Consider the following 19,369-nt stretch of genomic DNA (forward strand, 5'->3'; position numbering starts at 1 on the left):
GAATGAAAACAATAGATTTTGATTTAGTAGGTGTCGGCATTGGCCCGTTCAATTTAAGTATTGCAGCATTAGCAGCACCGAAGTCAGAGATCAGCACGCAGTTTTTGGAGCGAAAGCCAGAGTTTACGTGGCATCCCGGATTGCTCCTAAACCATGCCAAGATGCAGACCTCTTTCTTAAAAGACTTAGTCACCGCGGTTGACCCTACAAGCCCATACTCGTTTTTGAACTATTTGGTCCAAAAACAGAAGTTCTATCCGTTTACGGCGCGCGGCGACTTTATGATTTCTCGTCTAGAGTTCTCAGATTATATGGCGTGGGTCGCGAAACAGCTACCAAACACCCAGTTCGATGCTGGGGTGAGTGATGTGCGTTTCGAAGGCGATCATTTTGTTATTCAGTCCAACGGGCAGACTCTCACTAGCAAACATCTTTTAGTAGGGACCGGAACCCAACCTGTCGTGCCGGATTGTGCAAAGGGTAAGCTGACCGACAACTGTTTCCACGCTCACGAAATGATGCAACGCAAACCTGATCTCCGCGGCAAGCGAGTGGTGATTATTGGTGGCGGACAAACTGGTGCTGACATCTTTCAGCACATCTTTGCGGGTGACTTTGGTAAGCCGCGTCAGCTTGATTGGGTATCGCGCCGAGCAAATCTTGAAGGGTTGGATGAGAGTTGCTTCAGCGACCAGTTCTTTATGCCAGATTACGTGAATCAGTTCTATCATCTGGACAAAGCGCAGCAAGCACGCGAAGTCTCTCGGCAAAAACTCACCAGCGACGGTATTACAGACGACTGCCTGAGTACCCTTTATCAGGCTTTGTATCATGACAAGTATGTGTTGCAAAACCCTAAGTGGTGGAGCATTCAGCCTCATCAGGAACTAGTAGGTTTAGAAACGGCAGATGAGCTAAACCAGCTCACACTCAAGCATGGGATTACTAATAATATTAAGGCCCTACAGGCTGATGTCGTGATTCTTTGTACTGGGTTCAAGCGAGTGCTAGCGCCGTGTTTAGAGAACATTGCTGACCAGCTACAACTTGATGAGCTGGGGCGTCCTTTATTGAATGAGGATTATGCGGCGTTTTGGAAGCAGCCGACTGACAGCAAACTATTTGTCGTGAACTCGGGTACTCACAACCACGGTATTATTGAGCCCCAATTGAGCTTAGCCGCTTGGCGAGCGGCGACAATCCTAAATAGTGTCAGTGATAAACTGCTCTATAACAATACCAGCTCAAGCAATATTATGGATTGGGATTTACACTCTTCTTCGAGTCCGCAGATAGTTCAAAATAGCAACCCGCTCGATATTGCATCGTGATCAGTGCACCGTAAACAGTAAGCCCCGCATTGAATGCGGGGCTTACTGGTGTTTGAAGGTTTCTCTGACTTACGCGCGCACTCTTAAAGAATGTGAATGCAAGTTGTAGGTGATCGCGGTTGTCTGCCCTTGTTGAATGATGCTGAAGCATACTTCGTTGTCATTCCAAGAGACATCACTAAGAGTCGTATCACCATCCGAGTTCGACATATCGTGCAGCACTATTGTATTCAATGTTGCCGCATCAGAGCGTACTAGCGTGTAGGCTAAATTTGACGTTGCTGGATTATCCGGTGCTTCACCAATCAATACATCACAAGGCGAATCAAAGCGCATGTGTTGCTTAAATGGCTGTTGACCTTCTATGTCGTAATGTCCGTTGTAGGCCTGAACCGAAGTTAAAATATGAGTCTCGGTCATCCGTTCTAGCGGTCCATTTAGCGGGTTTTTGCAAGATTCAAAGTCCTTAAGCTCGAAGTGAGTACCTCGAACATGGTAGGTCAAATCGAGCTGTTGTCTATGCGGGTTCGCTATGAAGTTTGCTTCAATGTACGCATCTCCCACACAAAATAGAATGCGTCTAAACATCACATTCTGATAAGAGGCGTTATCCCATTGCTCAATGGTGTGACTATCAACTTTCGCTGGTGGTTGATTCCAATCTGCTAACGTATCGATGACCTTACAGATCGGAGAGTCGGAGAAGTGCAGCAATGTTGGGTTAATTGGCGATTGGTTTTGCTGATTCACAACGAGTGTGTTGTGGGTGGCGGTATTTTTGTAGTAACCATAATGAAGCTCTGCTCCGTAGCCAGTGGTACCGAGATCGGGCAGGATCTCTTTGCCATTACGTACCAGAATAAGGCCTAGTCGATCGTAGTGATCATGCTCACCGCCGTATGGGCTGTGCTTAAGAAGCATGGCGTTATTTTGCAGTTGATCGTAATGAATCGTCACACCTGCTTGCGGAGTATGAATTGAGCGGCATTGTAACGGCAGCGCTTTCGGTAAGTTATCGACACCGTAGAGCAGTGCATCGATATTGTCGCGTGAGATGTTCTGATAGATGCTAGAGAGAGCACTTGCAAACTCGTCACATGGGTATTGAGCGTAAGCGAACTCGAACAAATGAGAGTGCGTGATTTTCTCTTGCCCAGCAATACAATCGTTAAGGCGCGGGAAGTCGCCTGTATTTAGTACCAGGTTCAATGGAAACTTGAGCATCTTCAGGAAGTTCGGATTTGAGCTCACCGAGTAAGGGGTGTGATACGCCATTTTCTCGAAGTTTAACAGTGCTTGCAGGGCATAGTAATGATAATGGATTGAGCCTTCGAACCACATCCCCTCTTCGGTACAACCATTATTGAGTTGGTAGTGAATACCGTAGTCAGTATTCAGCGCGAATTCGATGTAGCGGCTTTCGTCGAGTATTAATCCGATCACACCGATAGTGGCATTGATTTTCATCTCATGGTTGTGCAACTGATCGGTACGATACTCCATCAAGAACTCAGCGCCCTCACGCAATAAACGCTGTTCTATGTAGTCACGTTCTTCGGCAGTAAACTCGGAGCGAACAAAATCATAGCCGCGAGCTAGATCCAAGTGACAATTGGCTTCACAAAGTGTTTGTGCGTTGGCTTTACCTGGACCATTGTAGGGAATGCCACCATGCACTTCGTAGTCCGGATAATATTTGGCAGACTGCAGCAGGATTTCTTTTACTTTCTCAAGAAAGCGCGACTCCCCAGTAAGGTTCCAAAGTAGACCTAAGTCATAGCAAGCCTTTGCATTTAATCCGTTCAGCCAACGCCACCATGCACCGTCATAAGGTTCACCAGTAAACTCTTTGCCATCGACAGGACAGCAGTGAGAGTTAGGTTTGTTTCTATCCCAAGTCAGACGAACGCCGTGCTCGGGGCAAAAATAATAGAGGTTCCAGGTTGCACGACCGTCTGATGGTACTAGTGTGTCGCTGTTGAGTACCACCTCATTATCTTTAATTAGTTGTGAAATAGTCTCTTCAGAGGCGCGCTGTCTAATGGTTTGGATTTGTTGTTCACTGAATTGGATCATTGTGCGTCCCCTGTGACTTCATGTTGAGGAAAGTTGAAATAGCGCAGTGCATTGTAATAACAGATATTTTGAATCGTTTGTTTGAGAAGACTCTCATCGTTGGGCAATTCCCCACTCTCTACCCAAGATGCGAGGAGGTTACATAGAACGCGGCGGAAGTATTCGTGACGACTCATTGAGAAAATATTTCGTGAGTCCGTTAACATGCCAACAAAGCGACCGAGCGCTCCGAGGTTTTTGAGCGTGGTTAGCTGAGCCTCCATGCCATCTTTGTGGTCGTTAAACCACCATGCTGCGCCAAACTGAATTTTTCCGGCTGCGGTATCGCTGTCTTGGAATGCCCCAGCAATACAGCTGAGTAGGGCGTTGTGATTTGGATTGACGCTGTAGAGGATGGTTTTTGGTAGTTGGTCACTGGCATCGAGCGCGCTGAGCAGTTGTGTTAGCCCTTCGGCGATCAAACGATCATTAATCACACTGAATCCAGTCCCACCACCGAGAGCCAGCTTTCTTCTCTCGTTCACATTGACGAGTACACCGATATGAACTTGCATTGCCCAGCCGCGCGCATGGTATTGCTTACCAAGTTCCTGAAATAGATAGGTTTTGAACTGAATGACTTCTTTGTCTGTTAGGGGGTGTTGCTCGAGGACTTTTTGGAAAATGTCTGATGCTTTGTTTTGGCAGCAAGACTCAAATTCAACGATAGTCAGCCCAAGGTCAGAGAGTCGACAGCCCAAGTTATGGAATACGTCCATTCTTATCGTGATGGCATGCATCAGATCACTAAGAGACGTTATGTCGCATTCCGTTAGGTGTTCTAATGTATTGATAATGCGGCGATAGCTTTCGACATCGGTAAAGCCAAACAGATCATCAGCTCGAAATGTCGGTAGTACGTCTACCTCGAAATCAGACTCGGCGATGAGCTGGTGGTAGTTAAGCTCTGACAAGGGAGAATCGGTTGTGCAAAGCGTTTTGACCTTGCACTGCTTCAACACATTTCGAGTGCTGAGTCTTTGCGTCGCCAATTCTGATTGGCAATGTGCCCAGATGGCGTCGCTGTTTTTGGGATCTAGCAATAGCTCGCAATTGAAGAATCGCTTTAATTCTAGATGCGACCATTGATAGAGGGGATTACCTAAAATAAACGGGGCAGTCTCGCACCACTTTTCAAACTTTTCTCTATCACTTGCATCACCAGTAACATAGTACTCATCCACACCATTGCTACGCATGGCACGCCACAAGTAATGGTCACTGTGCAACCAGCTTTGGGCAATATTGCTAGCACAGTAGTCTTCCCAAATTTCTTTGGCATCAAGGTGGTTGTGATAATCGATAATTGGCATCTCGCTTGCGAAGCTGTGATAAAGATGCTGCGCGAGAGGTGATGCTAAAAGAAAATTGTCGTTGATATAGTCTTTGCTCATACGCTTTGTCTCAAAATACTAAGTAAGACACTGATTTTTTGCCTTACTTAACACTCTAAACAAGGGGCTGGTGACCAGCCCCTGTAAGGTCAATTAGCTTTGTGCTTGTGGAGTGAGAACTGTGGTTTCTTTTGCGCTTTTAAGCAGTAAAGCCCCCACCGTTAGAACAACACCACCGCAGAATAGGAACGCCATGCGACCCCAGAATGGGTTCGGAATAAGAACCATGGTGATAACCAAAGCACCAAACACCAGGATTAACTTTCCAAGCATGCTACGTTGCTGGCGATCCACCGTGTCTTGACCCGCTTCTTCAACAACTGGAGTGGCTACGTCAGTCCAGAACTCGTTGAGTTCAGTCTCACGCTCGCCCACAGGTTCTTTGTAGAACTTAGTTGTTAGGCAGAAGAAACCGCCGGTAAATACTAGGTGACCAATGATGCCGTTCATGACGGTCATGTCTGCTGCTTCACGGCTAGTGAAACCACCCTCGATACCAAGCAGGTTAGCGATAACGTCAGGCGTAATCACAAAGCTCACCATGTAAGACACCACCATACCGACAGCCAATGTTGCCCATGCTGCCCAGTCTGGTGTCTTCTTAATAAACATACCGAAGAACAGAGGAACTAGGATTGGCATTTGCAGCAGTGTACTGACGTACATCATGGCATCGAACAGGCTTAGACCACGCAGCGAGTTAATGAAGAGTGCGACTGCGATGATTAGAGCACCGAAGACAACGGTTACACCCTGACTCACGCGCATTAGCTTCTTCTCAGACGCATTTTTGTTGATGATCGGGCTGTAGAAATTGCGAACAAAGACACCCGCATTACGGTTTAGACCTGAGTCCATCGAAGACATGGTTGCTGCGAACACAGCAGACATCAGAAGACCCACCATACCGACAGGCATGACTCGCTCTACGAATACCAGATATACAGCATCTGCTGCTTTTCCACCCAGCGCGTCAGCGTGAGCCAGTGCCGCATCTGGATAGAGAACCGCGGTTACCCAAGGCGGCATAAACCAAATCGCTGGGCCGATTAGCATGAGAACGAAGGCAAGCAATGCCGCTTTGCGTGCATTGGTAGAGTCTTTAGCCGTTAGGAAACGGTAAGAGTCCTGCATGTTGTTGATATTTTGAAGCTGTTTGACAAACATGAAGATAAACCAAGCTACAAATAGTAGTGGATAGTTCATGTTTGGACCCATAATCGAGTCTGCTGGGAACTGCTCAATCAGGTTTGATGGACCGCCAATCTTAATCAATGCCGCAACTGCACAAACCACAGTTACCGCCATGATCACCACCATCTGTACAAAGTCAGACGCGACCACACCCCAAGAGCCGCCGATCACAGAGATAAACAGTACGATCAAACCTGTAACCACAATCGTAGTTTCAATGTCGATCTTGAACACCGCACTCACAAACAAAGCAAGACCGTTAAGCCAAATACCGGTGTATACGATACTCGTTGGCATGGTTGCCCAGGTAAAGACCTGCTCATTGGTTGCACCAAAACGACGTCGAACCCCTTCTACAGGCGTTACCACACGCATCTGGCGGAAGCGATAAGAGAAGAACAACCATGAAAGCAAGAAGCCGAAGGCGTTAGCCATAAAGATGACCATAATCGGAAAGCCATCTGTGAAAGCTTTACCTGCAGCACCAGTAAACGTCCAGGCACTGAATTGCGTCATGAAGGCGGTAGAGCCCACCATCCACCAGAGCATTTTGCCGCCCCCACGGAAGTAGTCGCTGGTTGAACTGCCAGCGAGACGCTTGAATATGACACCTACAGCGATCATGAAGATGAAGTAGACGCCGACAACGAAAATGTCGATATTCATTACACTTACCCCTAAAATGAAATTGTGAACTTTAAAAATTAAAACAGTGGTTCAATAATGCAATAACTGAGGTGTGGGCGCTACACTTCTATCCATTTTTGTGATGAATGAAACGGTTTTTCATTTTTTTATGAAAGTAGGGGGTGTAATGTGGGGAGTCATTTGAAGAGTGAATGCATTGAGAGGCTAGGTGACTAAGATGGGGCATGTTGATGGCGGAACTCTCAACTTCAATGGGTTATGACCTCTCAAAGTCAGAGGGTTAAAGCTATCTAAGGATGAGTACCAGTCAGAGCTAGCTTGAGGATATGTCATTGGTTTGATGATAATTTGCTTCTCTCAGTTAAGTCTTAGGTTGATGATTTTAAAGTAATTATTTGGTTTTCTACTCTGTTGTAGTCTTGGCTTAACTACTTCTTTAGCTCAGAAGCCTATCGGTATCTGACGTGTTTTTTCCTCCCATTGCGCATTATTTGATCGCATTAACACAAAAGCGACTTGTTGGACATATTTAGTTACATAGGTCACATATCATGCGAATTGATCTTTATAAAAACGGTATTTATCAAATAATGAAACGGAGTTTTAAAAAGTTACAAAGACAAAAAATGTAAAAGGAGTTCAGAATGAATGTCGATATGCTCGTCGTGGGCGTTTACTTTATCTTTATGATAGCGATAGGCGTCATCTTTAAACGCTTCGCGGGTAGCTCTACAAGTGACTACTTCCGTGGGGGCGGTAAAATGCTCTGGTGGATGGTGGGCTCTACCGCCTTTATGACTCAGTTCAGTGCTTGGACCTTTACAGGTGCCGCAGGTAAAGCCTTTACCGACGGTTTCCCTATTATGGTTGTGTTCATGGCCAACGCGTTTGGTTTCTTACTCTCTTGGTTGTTCTTCTCTTATCGCTTCCGTCAAATGCGCGTTGTCACTCCTATTGAGGGTGTACGCCGCCGTTTTGGGGCCACCAATGAGCAGGTCTTTACCTGGGCAACCATGCCAACCAGCATTGTTTACACGGGTATCTGGCTAAACGGCCTTGCTCTATTCGTGAGTGCGGTATTTAAAGTGGATATCGAAACCACCATTGTGGTGACGGGTTTGATCGTACTGTTTATCTCAGTGATTGGCGGTGCGTGGGGCGTTGTGGCGTCAGACTTTGTACAGATGGTGGTGATCATGGCGGTAACCGTGGTTTGTGCGGTTGCGGCATTGATTAAAATTGGTGGTCCGTCAAATCTGATTGAGCAGTTCCCAGCGGATTCGATCATGGGCTCTGATATGAACTATTCATTGCTGTTCGTATCTTGGTTTATCTTTATGTTTGTTAAGCAGCTACAAAATATCAACAACATGCAAGATTCCTATCGTTTTCTTACAGCAAAAGATTCGACCAACGCTCGTAAAGCCGCATTACTTGCTTTTGTGCTAATGCTTATTGGTCCGGCTATTTGGTTCCTGCCACCTTGGGTAACAGCGGTAATGTATCCAGATGCGGCGACGGTGCATGCGGCTGAGCTTGGTAAAAAAGCGGCAGATGCGGTGTATCTGGTCTTTGTAGAAAATGCGATGCCTGTTGGTATGGTCGGTCTACTGATGTCAGCTGTTTTTGCTGCGACTATGTCTTCAATGGACTCAGGCTTAAACCGAAATTCTGGTATCTTCGTGCGTAACTTCTATGCGCCGATCATCGACAAGAAAGCAGACGACAAAAAGTTAATGCGTGTTAGTCAACTTGTGACTATGTGTTTCGGCGGTTTGATTATCCTTGTGGCATTGTTCATTAACTCGCTACGCGGCTTGAGCTTGTTTGACGCGATGATGTATGTAAGTACTTTGCTTCAGATGCCAATCCTAGTTCCGCTTTTCTTCGGTATTTTCATTAAGAAAACTCCTGATTGGGCTGCATGGGCAACATTGGTAGTGGGTATCGTTGTTTCTTATTTAGTGAGCTTTGTTATCACGGCAGATGTTGTCGCTAACTGGCTGAATCTAGAGACACCATTTACCGGTCGCGAAGCAAAAGATCTTAAAGTCCTACTCGGCATTATGGGTCATCTATTCATTACTGGTGGTTTCTTCTGCCTAACAACTAAGTTCTACAAAGCACCTGTTGGCGAGCGCAAACAAGAACTTACGGAGTTTTGGGATGATGTTGCGACACCAGTTATTGAAGAAGCAGGTCAGGACGAGTACGACCGCCAGCAACGTAATATGCTTGGTAAGCTGATTCTTGTGTTTGGCGCACTGGTTACCTTAATGGTGCTGATTCCAAATCCATTCTGGGGTCGAATGGCATTCGTGTTCTGTGGAGCTGTCATTGTCACCGTAGGTAGTTTGTTACTTAAAAGCGCTAAGCAAGCCGATAAGCTAACCGCAAGCACGGCGAGCTAAGGTTTTACATCTCTATCCCCCCTTAATTAGGAGCTACGCAGTTCACAGTAGCTCCTCTTTTATCACCCACATAACATATCAATAAACACGGAAGGGAGACCAACGTGAAAATGAAAGTGAACAAACTAGCACTGCTGCTACCAATTACCCTCTATAGTGCCTATGGATTAGCTTCACCTGGTTATGAAAAAGGTAAAGCATTGCCTACGCAATTTCAGAATACGATTTATGCTGTCGACCATGGTGTGATTGCCAACGATGGCATCGATGATTCAGAAGCACTTCAAGCCATCATCGATAACCATATCAGTGCCTCTAGCGAGGTGAATACTGTCATCGTATTACCCAAAGGTGAGATTAATCTGAGCGACGAAATCCACATCGACAAATCGGGCGTGGTGATCAAAGGAGCAGGTAGTGATCCACTCACAGGGACAAAAATTGTGGCTCGCTCATGGTCGCCTTATGGTGTCGATGCGAGTAATGCGCCGGACTTTGATAAAAAGTACTGGCCTGGATTTGGTGTGTTCCGAGTAGAGACACGTGAAAAACACCCCAAAGAACAAGCTTACGAAGGTAGTGTCAACTTCCATTGGAAGCATAGTATAGAGTTTGGGCAACCTGCCAAAATGGGGGATCGCACGCTTATCTTGGAATCAGGGAAAGCAGCGGAGTTTAGCCAAGGTGATTTGATTTATGTTGGCGCAGCTAGCGACAAGGCGTTTCTTGATCTAGGGCAGGTGCCCGAGTCAAGACGCAGCGCAAGTCATATTAAAACGGGTCACATGCGCACGCAAATCTTCAATATTGCGTCGGTGAATAGTGGCGCTAATACCGTGACGCTGGATAGACCGCTTGAGTTTGATGTCCCGCTCAACAATGAAAATGGTTACAACAGCCGTGTGATGCCAGTAAGTGCAATAGAAAATTTTGGGTTACAAGATTTCTACCTCACATTGGATACAAAGGGCAGTCATTGTGAGGGATACAATCGCAACCAGGTATCAGAGAGTAATCCTAATGGTGTTCTCTACCGATATGAGAATGTCTGTGCGCAAGATGCCATTCATGGAATCATCCTTAAATGGGCGAACAATGGTTGGGTCGATAACGTTCAAATCGATATGATAGGTTCTCATCCTATCGTTACCGAGTTTGCAAAAGATATTACCATCTCGAACAACAAGATTGACGGCTCATGGAACAAAGGTGCTGGTGGTAACGGCTATATTAGAGGCTCGAAACTCTACAATAGTTGGATTCACAACAACGATATCCGAAACATTCGCCACTTAGCCCTACAATGGTCCGCGACCGGTAATATCGTCGAGCGTAATGTACTCAATGTTGATATGAATCTTCATGGCGGTTGGGAGCGCAATAATCTCATTCGTGCCAACCAAATTGAGGTCCCGTTCGAACATCGCAGTTGGTCAAATGGTGCTCCGGAATCTGGTGCAACTTGGCAGCCTATTTGGGTGGGATCGGGTGATCATGCGAGTAAATGGTCCGGTCCAACAGGGCCAAACAATGTTCTGGTTGATAACACACTCCAGAAAGCGAAAAGTGCAGGTGCTACTATAGTGCGTTGGGGATTGTTCGACGAACCTGGGGTGGAATATGCACTTAACTGGGATGGGACGAAATACCAACATCTGAATATTAATGGTGAGCCAGTTTCGACATGGAATCAAGAGTTGGCAGAAGGGGTCTACCAGCAAATACCAAGTTCAGGGGTGAGCATCGCTGGAGGCTCTTGGCCGCCAGAAGAAGGGGAACCAGTAGAGCCAGTAGATCCTCCAGTCTCAGGTGATTGTACGACAACAGCTCAATATGCTTGGGGCAGTAAGATGGAGATCGATCTTTCTTTAACCGAGTGCATTACGCTAGATAGGGATCTTGCAGGCAAAAACGTACAGGTTTGGGATAGTGATAGCAACGATAGCTGTGATTTTAGAGGCACACTGTCGAGCATTGATGGCAATGGCAGCATGAATATTAGCTCAAATTATGTTAGCGGTAGCGCAATTACAGGCACTACAATAACGTTTACGAGTGATAATAACTGTCAGTACGTAAAGTTTAGGGCGTATTAATATACCATTTTAATTGTAAAAAGAGCTTTCCATAAGCTCTTTCTTTTTGTTTTAAAAACCACAATTTATTTCAGTGTACAGTTGTTGATGAAAGTCACATTTGACATATTTATCTATCTTTAAATGAAGTTAAATGATCTTGATCTCTTTTTTGAACCGATGTTTCAATTAGCATGTAAGTAAATCAATTAAGGAGGTTTTATGATTTTTCGCAAAGCTTTTCTAGTCGCTTCAATAGCATTGTCTTTTGGTTCTGTAGCTGGTGAGATTAATTTTATATCATATGATGAATCTGCCATGGAATATAATAAGCAGCACCTTTATATCAAGAAAAACTCCTTTGAAATGCTGGTGCAAAAAGCCAATAAAGCATTAGAGGCTGACATTGATCCAGTAACTAATAAGACACTATTACCAGCGAGTGGAGATAAGCACGACTACTTTAGCTTCGGGCCTTATTGGTGGCCAAATCCAGATACTAAGGATGGATTGCCTTATGTTCGTCGAGATGGTGAATACAACATGGCAACAAAAAGTGCTGCTACAGATAAACACCGGTTTATCCGCTTCGCAAAAGATGTCACGGATTTAGGTCTGGCTTACTACTTTACTGATGACAAGGCCTATGCAGACAAGGCCGTCGCGCAGCTAAATGCCTGGTTTGTTGACCCAACAACAAGAATGAATCCAAACCTCAATCACGCTCAAGCGATACCCGGTATTGTTGATGGTCGGGGCATAGGTATCATCGATAGCCGTTTGCTTATTCCAGTACTTGATAGCATTAACATCCTCAAAGATGAGATAGAGCCTTCTCAATACGAAGCGATTGTGGCCTGGTTCAGCGATTTCAATGATTGGCTACTCACCAGTAATCACGGCTTTGAAGAAGACAATTGGCATAACAACCATGGTACGTGGTATGACGCTCAAGTTGCCGCTTTTGCAATTTTTGTGGGCGATGATGATATCGCTAAGAAGCGTCTCAGAATTACCCAGATGCGAAGAATCGGCAGTCAATTCGATATGAACGGTCGCCAGCATGGCGAACTTGAGCGAACTCGCCCTTGGCATTATTCAAATTTCAATTTAGAGGCTTATAACCATCTGGGCCATTTTGGTGACAAGTTAGGCGTTGATGTTTGGCTGTATGAGGTTGACAAACACTCGCTTAAAAAAGGTTACGAGTATATTGCCCAGCACGCAAACAAACCGACTGAATGGAAATATAAAGAACTCAAAGGTTTTGATGGATCTAAAGCCTATGTGAATCTGCTCTATGCGCAAAAAGCTTATGGTTCCCCCTTATTTACAGACGCTCTTTCTGAGCTTGGTAAAGAAAAAGTAAATAGCAAAAAAGTAGCAAATCTATTATTTAAATAAAAAGGAATTAAATCGTGTCTAAAGTATATAAATTAGCTGCAACTGCGGTTGTAGCATTAGTTGCTAGTACCTCAATTTCGGCTGCGTCATTAGACTTTCGTCAAGAATATAAACATGAAAGTGAAACTTATGCTAGTCGAGTAAAAATTGGAGCGGGTGTTGGTAACGTATATTTTGGCGTAGAGGCCATGCAAAAAGGAAAACCTTTTTCCGAGTGGCAGTCGAAAGGGAATGAATTCGACTTTGGTTATAAATATAAGATTGATGATCATTGGACTTTAATTCCAGGTATGCCAATTACCTTCTTCCCTGGACATGTTACCTATAAGCCTCAACTACGCGCTCAATACAAATTCGATTCTGGGCTAGTCACTAAGCTTCGCTATCGTCATGAGTTCAGACAGTTCTCGGATGACCGTTCTGGAGAGCAAAAGAGTAAAGTGACAGCCAATATTGACTACAACTACAACGGATTTCAGTTTGGTTTAGAAGGTAACTACGAGAAAGGTCACGATGACCAGAAGTTCTTCAACAATGGTGACACTAACTGGGACGCTTTATTCAAGCTTGGATACAAAGGAGAAGATTGGAACTGGAGACCTTATGTAGAGTTTGCCAATGTTTCCGTTTCAAGCACATCTAGCGACCGTCAACTTAGAAGTCGTATCGGTATTACCTATAGCTTTTGATTTATGAGTCGTTCTACTTGTTGACGTTGTTTCGACCACTCTATGGAATCATAGAGTGGTCTTTTTTTGTTAGTTTATTATGGTCGCCAAAGCACTTCTGCAAGTGGGCGGTGGCAAAGCTTTAGCCGCTTGACTTGTACCAAAAATAACTCGGCACATCCAAGTGCGTCACTGGCAGCGGAATGCGCTTGATACGGGGGAAGATTGTAGTGTTGACGTAAATCATCGAGCTGAAAGCTACTGTGACCTCGGTTCTTTCCAAGGTAGCTAAATTGTTTTTCGAGGGCCAAAGTATCCACCATGTAGCAGGGGAAATCGGCTAAACCATAACGTTGTGACAGAAATGTTTGGATGAAGCCATACTCGATACAAGCACTGTGAGCGATGATTACTTTTCCGGAGATACGTTCGAGAAGTTGGTCAAAAGCTTCGCTTGAGTCGATACCCTCAAGCAATACTTGCTGCGGCATGATGCCATTCACTACCGCACTTTCCGCGCGAACAAAGCTCTCATTACGTAAATAGACCTCATTCATGCTACCAAGATTAATTTCTTCGTAGTTGAGCTCTACACTGCCTATTGAGAGGACACGATCGGACTGAGGTTCTAAACCGGTTGTTTCAAAATCAATCGCAACAAACTCTAGCTCGCTGAGCGGAGATTTAAGATCTGGAAGCGGTCGATTAAAAAAATGCGCTAAAGAATCAGAATTCCATTTTTGATTCGCTAATTGTGAGTGTATCACCTGTGTTCTATTCTCATCTGAGAAAAGACGTCTAAGTGTTTTCGCTAACATGTCAGAATCCACTAGTAAATTTAAGCTTGGCTACATCCTGAAGTTCACTGATGATCTTGAATGCCTCTTTGAGGTGTTTGCGTTCAAAGCTACTGAACTCATCTGGTCGGATGTGATTATCAGGGGTATCGTCTCTAAGAATTGCGTTTAGCTGATGTTTAAAGCGAACCTGAGTCAGAAAACGGTAAGCACCGATAATGTTGTCGCAACTCTCTTGGGAAAGCGTGCCTTTTTCTACCGCATAGCGAAAACGCTCCTCTGTCCCCGTAAGGGAGCCTCCTGCAGCTAGGCTGTATATCCGAGCTAGATCGATGATTAGATTCAGTGCGAATTTCTTAATATTAAGTGATTTCGTATTGTCACCAGTTTTCTCTAACACCAAACTATTGAAGATACCAAGCGGTGGGGAGGTTTCTATCGCATCTCGGGTCAACGCGGGGATAAAGCGTGGGTTAGCATGAATGGTATTGTGCAGATGATTTTGTAGTTGTTCGACAAGATCGGCGTTGCCATAAACAGAGCGAATTTCCATGAAAACACTGATACTTAGCAGCTTGTTGTATTCAGGGCTTGCCACCCATTTTGTGTAATACTCTTTCCAGCGTTCTACATTTTGGTTCCATTTTGCTGTTGCTGCCATGTACTTGCCACTGCAAAGTGGATAGCCCACAGCGGCTAAACCATTGCATACGCGCATGGCGAAGTAAGAGAAATAGAATCGGTCATTTTCTGTGGCGTCTTTAGCTAAGACGAGCGCATTGTCTTGGTCAGACAACATATGGACTTCATTCCTAGCATGGGAGCCCGCCACCATCCACGCATAGTCACATGGGGGCTTGCCAAGCACCTCTTCTGTTAGTTGAATAATACGTCTTGTGAAGGCATCCATAATCATTGACATGACCTGACCGTGGATTTCTGCGCTGACTCCACTCTCAACGAGGGCTTGGAATATGGTCTCTTTTTCGTCTCGAAGATTGGCGAGCGCGCTAATGGAGTCGGCGTACTTAATTTTTTCTACCAGAAACAAAGATTGGGTTCTGTGGTTATGAACGAGATGAGTAGTAGTTAATAAGCCCTTAACTCGATGGTTAGCTACCACAGGTAAACAGCGAATATTGTATTGCAGCATGAGCGAGATGGCTTGAATGACTTTATCTTCACTATTGATAAGAATAGGATTGGTGGTCATAACATCACTAATGGGACGACTGGTATCAACACCTTCCGCAACAACGTGCTGCGTCATATCTCGGTCGGTCACCAGTCCAACGATTTCCTCGTTCTCGAGCACAACCGCACATGAGCTGCGTTTTTTACCGCACATGGCTTTGGCGACATACTTTATTGAGTCGCTTGTTCTAACCACCGTAATGTTCTCACTCGCCACCTCACCAACCGTGCGAAAAAAGAGTCCCTTATCTTCTTTGTTAACGATGGAGCGTATTGCAGAATGAAGTCGTGTCTTAGCCGTCGCGGCAAAGTAGTCCTTAAATTCAGGATGCTGTTCGCAGGTTTCTTGAATAATGGCGTGAGGAATAAGGTACAGTAAAGAGTCTTCAATGGCCTCAGCTCGATAGCCATCTTCGGCATCCTTTAATGGCTCTAAAAAGGTAAACCCAAATTGATCCTCTTCTCCCAGGCGGGCTCTGAGCTTATTAAGTTGAGTGCGTTGTTCGATGGCTCCTTTTCGAATCACATAGAGAAAACGCTTCTCACACATTGCTTGGAACTCGATGCTTTCACCTTTAGCCAGATACTTGACGGTGACTGCGCCTGCGAGTAACTCCACCACATGGTTTGGGAGAAGATCAAACGGATCGAGGTGGACGAGAAAATCATAAACGTTATTGGAAGCCGAAGTACCCATAGATGTCCTTAAATCAAAACGCTGTTTCACTAATTATTCTGGCGGCAAAAAAAGCAGCACGAATGCTGCTCAATGGTGAGGTGCTGTTTAAACTGGGTAGTTATGGAAACCCAGATGTTCTGAAACGTTACGGCCTGCGGTATGCAACAGGGCAATGTATTCTTCTTTCTTTTCTTCATCGAATCTAATCGTTGGGAAAGAAACTGAAATGGAGGCAATAGCCGCACCAAAGCGATCGTAGATCGGCACGGCAATACAACGCAAACCAGGTTCTTGCTCTTCGTTATCTTCACCATAGTGCTGTTCTCGCACGAGTTTCAGCTCTTCAAGCAACTGCTCGACATTTTCATGAGTATGTTCAGTGTGCTTTTTAAACTCAACATTCGCCAACAACTCACGTACTTCGTCTTCAGACATATGTGACATCAAGACCTTGCCAATTGCCGTGCTGTATAGGGGGTTTCGACGACCAACACGTGAATGCATTCTTAGGTGATAACTTGAGTCAATCTTATGCAGGTAGATTATCGACTCTTCATCTATCGCACCAAGGTGAGAAGTCTCATTGATGACATGACAAATCTTAGCCATTTCAGTATTTGCTAAATCGATCAGATCAACATGTTCTAAGGCCTTAGAGCCAAGTTCAAATAGTTTCAATGTGAGAGCATATTTATCAGCCTCACCCTCTTGCTCTACGTAACCAAGTGTTTTCATTGTTTGCAAGAAACGGTATGTCGTTGCTTTCGACATCATCAAACGCTGTGACAGCTCTGATACACCAATTTCCTTTTGTTCTGCTAGTGCAGACAGAATGTTGAACACTTTTAGTACGGAGGATACTGCTTCTGGTTGGGTTGATTTTTCCATGTCATGCTCTGGCTTTTGTTTCCAATGGTTATGAATTATACCCGACAAGAATGTGTACGTCAGCAATTTCAAAAAGCCATTTCATTAATTTGAAACCAATTTGTGAGACGGCTATCACAATAAACAAAAGGTAAATAAAAAATTGAAACGCAATTTCAAAAATAACTTTTGATCGTGTCATTTTTTGTGTATGTTTGTTTTAACACAGTGAGCAACCCCCTTTGTTCACCAAACAAACACTACAAAGGAACAGACTATGATTCTTGATTCATTCAGCCTTGAAGGTAAAGTAGCAATCGTAACGGGTTGCGATACTGGTCTTGGTCAAGGTATGGCACTAGGACTTGCTAAAGCGGGTTGTGACATCGTTGGCGTGAACATCGTTGAACCAACAGACACCATCGCGATGATGGAAGAGACAGGACGTAAGTTCGTTGATATTCGTGCCAATCTTATGAAGCTAGATGATATCCCAGGTATTGTAGACCGTGCGGTGACCGAGCTGGGTAGAATCGATATTCTGGTCAATAACGCGGGTATTATCCGTCGTAACGATGCGATTGATTTCTCAGAGCAAGACTGGGATGACGTGATGAACATCAACATCAAGTCGGTGTTCTTTATGTCTCAGGCAGTGGCTAAACAGTTTATCGCACAAGGTGAAGGCGGCAAGATCATCAACGTTGCATCGATGCTTTCATTCCAAGGCGGTATCCGCGTGCCATCTTACACAGCGTCAAAAAGCGGTGTTATGGGCGTGACTCGCTTAATGGCAAACGAGTGGGCAAAAGAAGGCATTAATGTGAATGCCATTGCTCCTGGTTACATGGCGACTAATAACACAGCTGCATTGCGTGCAGACGAAAAACGTAATGCAGAAATTCTAGAGCGTATTCCAGCGGATCGTTGGGGCACGCCAGAAGATTTGGCAGGACCATGCGTATTCTTGGCATCAAAAGCTTCTGATTACATCAACGGTTACACCATTGCGGTTGATGGCGGCTGGCTGTCTCGCTAACTAGGTTGCGAGAAGATGGTTGACCTATTTTCTGTCGGACAAGCATTAGGCTTTTTGAGTTTTGGTTTAGGAATCTCCACCTTTTACCAGAAAAATGACAGACAGCTCAAAATCCTAATGCTGGTCTTTAATATCAATCATCTTCTCCACTATTTATTGCTTGGTTCACTTATCTCTGCAGTTGCGGCTTTATTGTCGGCATTGAGAACCTTTGCATCAATTCATACACAATCCAAGTTAGTGGCTTGGTTGTTTATAAGTTTCGCTGCTGCTCTTGGTGCTTATTTTGCCGAGGACGTGTCACAGCTGTGGCCAATAATTGGCACGGCAATAGGAACCTATTGCATGTTCGCTCTTTCGGGCATTGCTATGCGGGTAGGTTTTTTGATAGGGGCAGCGTGTTGGTTGGTAAACAATATCTTAGTGGGCTCTATCGGCGGGATGCTGCTCGAAGCGACGCTTATCGCCACGAATATTACAACCATATGTCGAATGCACACAGAATCGTCGACCAAGATACAATCATACTAGGTTTTAAACATGTTCGTATTTAACAAAAATATTCAGTTAGAAGATTTGGGCGATGGCGTAAGTCGCAAAGTTTTGGCGCACAACGACAACATGATGTCGGTTGAAGTCCATTTTGAAAAAGGTGCCGTGGGCGCGATGCACTCGCATCCGCATGAGCAACTTACCTACGTACTATCAGGTGCGTTCGAGTTTACGATCGGTGATGAAAAGCACATCGTGAAGGCGGGTGACACCATGTATAAAGAACCAAATATTGAACACGGCTGTGTTTGTGTTGAAGCGGGTACGCTCATCGACACGTTCACACCAATGCGTAAAGATTTCGTTTAAAAGTTTAAATTATTGGCGATGAATCTCGCCGGAGAAAAGTTATGAAAATTGCACTAATGTTGGAAAACAGCCAAGCACCAAAGAACGCTATGGTGTTGTCTGAGCTAAACCATGTCGCGGGCGGCCTAGGTCATGACGTGTTTAACACGGGTATGACGGATGAGAACGATCATCATCTGACCTATATCCACCTTGGTATTATGGCGAGCATCCTACTGAACTCAAAAGCGGTAGATTTCGTTGTAACGGGCTGCGGTACGGGTCAAGGTGCGCTAATGGCAAGTAACCTTCACCCTGGTGTTGTATGTGGTTACTGTCTTGAGCCATCTGATGCATTCCTTTTCAACCAAATTAACAATGGTAATGCGATTTCTTTGGCATTTGCGAAAGGCTTTGGTTGGGCTGGTGAGCTTAATGTTCGTTATATCTTTGAAAAAGCATTCACAGGCGCTCGCGGTGAAGGTTACCCAGTTGAGCGTGTTGTACCGCAACAACAAAATGCTGCAATCTTGAATGAAGTTAAAGCTGCGGTTTGCAAAGATGTGGTTTCTTCGTTGAAAGCTATCGACCAAGAGCTAGTTAAGCAAGCGGTAGGCAGCACTCAGTTCCAAGAGTGTTTCTTCGCTCACTGCCAGGTTCCTGAAATTGCTGAGTACGTTCGCACACTGATTGACTAAGGCACACTATGTGGC

The 19,369-nt window shown here is 44.9% G+C and carries 15 protein-coding genes; 9 read left to right on the forward strand and 6 right to left on the reverse strand.

Annotated elements, in window-relative coordinates; all coding sequences use genetic code 11:
- Positions 1–2: 2 nt before the first annotated feature.
- The gene (locus J4N45_RS19285; RefSeq protein ID WP_252016132.1) at positions 3–1,331 is read left to right on the forward strand and encodes a lysine N(6)-hydroxylase/L-ornithine N(5)-oxygenase family protein; all 1,329 of its coding nucleotides are present in this window, start codon (positions 3–5) and stop codon (positions 1,329–1,331) included.
- Between the two features lie 69 nt (positions 1,332–1,400).
- On the opposite strand, the gene J4N45_RS19290 is transcribed toward J4N45_RS19285, so the two are convergent.
- The 3 genes from J4N45_RS19290 to J4N45_RS19300 all read right to left on the reverse strand — a co-directional run bounded on the left by J4N45_RS19290 (position 1,401) and on the right by J4N45_RS19300 (position 6,700).
- Positions 1,401–3,407, reverse strand: coding sequence for a heparinase II/III domain-containing protein (locus tag J4N45_RS19290; RefSeq protein ID WP_252016134.1), 2,007 nt, complete (start codon positions 3,405–3,407; stop codon positions 1,401–1,403).
- Positions 3,404–4,840: a glucuronate isomerase gene (uxaC, locus tag J4N45_RS19295; protein WP_252016136.1), complete on the reverse strand. Its 1,437-nt coding sequence runs from the start codon at positions 4,838–4,840 to the stop codon at positions 3,404–3,406. Before uxaC ends, J4N45_RS19290 begins: the two co-directional genes overlap by 4 nt.
- Positions 4,841–4,933: 93 nt before the next feature.
- Positions 4,934–6,700 (reverse strand): sodium:solute symporter family protein, encoded by a 1,767-nt coding sequence (locus tag J4N45_RS19300; RefSeq protein ID WP_252016138.1) that lies wholly within the window; start codon positions 6,698–6,700, stop codon positions 4,934–4,936.
- 626 nt (positions 6,701–7,326) lie between these two features.
- Between J4N45_RS19300 and J4N45_RS19305 the strand changes: the two genes are divergently transcribed.
- From J4N45_RS19305 to J4N45_RS19320, 4 genes are all read left to right on the forward strand, one after another.
- The gene (locus J4N45_RS19305) at positions 7,327–9,093 is read left to right on the forward strand and encodes a sodium:solute symporter family protein (RefSeq protein ID WP_252016140.1); all 1,767 of its coding nucleotides are present in this window, start codon (positions 7,327–7,329) and stop codon (positions 9,091–9,093) included.
- A gap of 104 nt (positions 9,094–9,197) precedes the next feature.
- The gene (locus J4N45_RS19310) at positions 9,198–11,189 is read left to right on the forward strand and encodes a hypothetical protein (RefSeq protein WP_252016141.1); all 1,992 of its coding nucleotides are present in this window, start codon (positions 9,198–9,200) and stop codon (positions 11,187–11,189) included.
- A 201-nt stretch (positions 11,190–11,390) separates the two neighbouring features.
- On the forward strand, positions 11,391–12,572 hold the full coding sequence (locus J4N45_RS19315) for an alginate lyase family protein (RefSeq protein ID WP_252016143.1): 1,182 nt from the start codon (positions 11,391–11,393) through the stop codon (positions 12,570–12,572).
- A gap of 11 nt (positions 12,573–12,583) precedes the next feature.
- Positions 12,584–13,261: an oligogalacturonate-specific porin KdgM family protein gene (locus tag J4N45_RS19320; protein WP_446570081.1), complete on the forward strand. Its 678-nt coding sequence runs from the start codon at positions 12,584–12,586 to the stop codon at positions 13,259–13,261.
- Between the two features lie 77 nt (positions 13,262–13,338).
- Here the strand turns inward: J4N45_RS19320 and J4N45_RS19325 are convergent, their stop codons facing one another.
- From J4N45_RS19325 to kdgR, 3 genes are all read right to left on the reverse strand, one after another.
- Positions 13,339–14,058 carry an exonuclease domain-containing protein gene (locus J4N45_RS19325; RefSeq protein ID WP_252016147.1) on the reverse strand — a complete coding sequence of 240 codons (720 nt, stop codon included), beginning with the start codon at positions 14,056–14,058 and terminating at the stop codon, positions 13,339–13,341.
- A 1-nt stretch (position 14,059) separates the two neighbouring features.
- Positions 14,060–15,928 (reverse strand): DUF294 nucleotidyltransferase-like domain-containing protein, encoded by a 1,869-nt coding sequence (locus J4N45_RS19330; RefSeq protein ID WP_252016149.1) that lies wholly within the window; start codon positions 15,926–15,928, stop codon positions 14,060–14,062.
- An 87-nt stretch (positions 15,929–16,015) separates the two neighbouring features.
- Entirely contained in the window at positions 16,016–16,798 is a 783-nt protein-coding gene (kdgR, locus tag J4N45_RS19335; protein WP_252016151.1) for a DNA-binding transcriptional regulator KdgR, read from the reverse strand.
- A gap of 256 nt (positions 16,799–17,054) precedes the next feature.
- Here kdgR and kduD point away from each other — a divergent pair, with 256 nt between their 5' ends.
- The 4 genes from kduD to J4N45_RS19355 are packed head-to-tail and all read left to right on the forward strand — an operon-like array spanning position 17,055 to position 19,354.
- Positions 17,055–17,816, forward strand: coding sequence for a 2-dehydro-3-deoxy-D-gluconate 5-dehydrogenase KduD (gene kduD / locus J4N45_RS19340; protein ID WP_252016153.1), 762 nt, complete (start codon positions 17,055–17,057; stop codon positions 17,814–17,816).
- 15 nt (positions 17,817–17,831) lie between these two features.
- Positions 17,832–18,347: a YgjV family protein gene (locus J4N45_RS19345; RefSeq protein ID WP_252016155.1), complete on the forward strand. Its 516-nt coding sequence runs from the start codon at positions 17,832–17,834 to the stop codon at positions 18,345–18,347.
- Between the two features lie 9 nt (positions 18,348–18,356).
- Positions 18,357–18,677 (forward strand): cupin domain-containing protein, encoded by a 321-nt coding sequence (locus J4N45_RS19350; RefSeq protein ID WP_252016157.1) that lies wholly within the window; start codon positions 18,357–18,359, stop codon positions 18,675–18,677.
- Positions 18,678–18,718: 41 nt separating this feature from the next.
- Positions 18,719–19,354 (forward strand): RpiB/LacA/LacB family sugar-phosphate isomerase, encoded by a 636-nt coding sequence (locus J4N45_RS19355; protein WP_252016159.1) that lies wholly within the window; start codon positions 18,719–18,721, stop codon positions 19,352–19,354.
- Positions 19,355–19,369: the final 15 nt, after the last annotated feature.

This window comes from Vibrio sp. SCSIO 43140, assembly GCF_023716585.1.
Taxonomy (GTDB): Bacteria; Pseudomonadota; Gammaproteobacteria; order Enterobacterales; family Vibrionaceae; genus Vibrio; species Vibrio maritimus_B.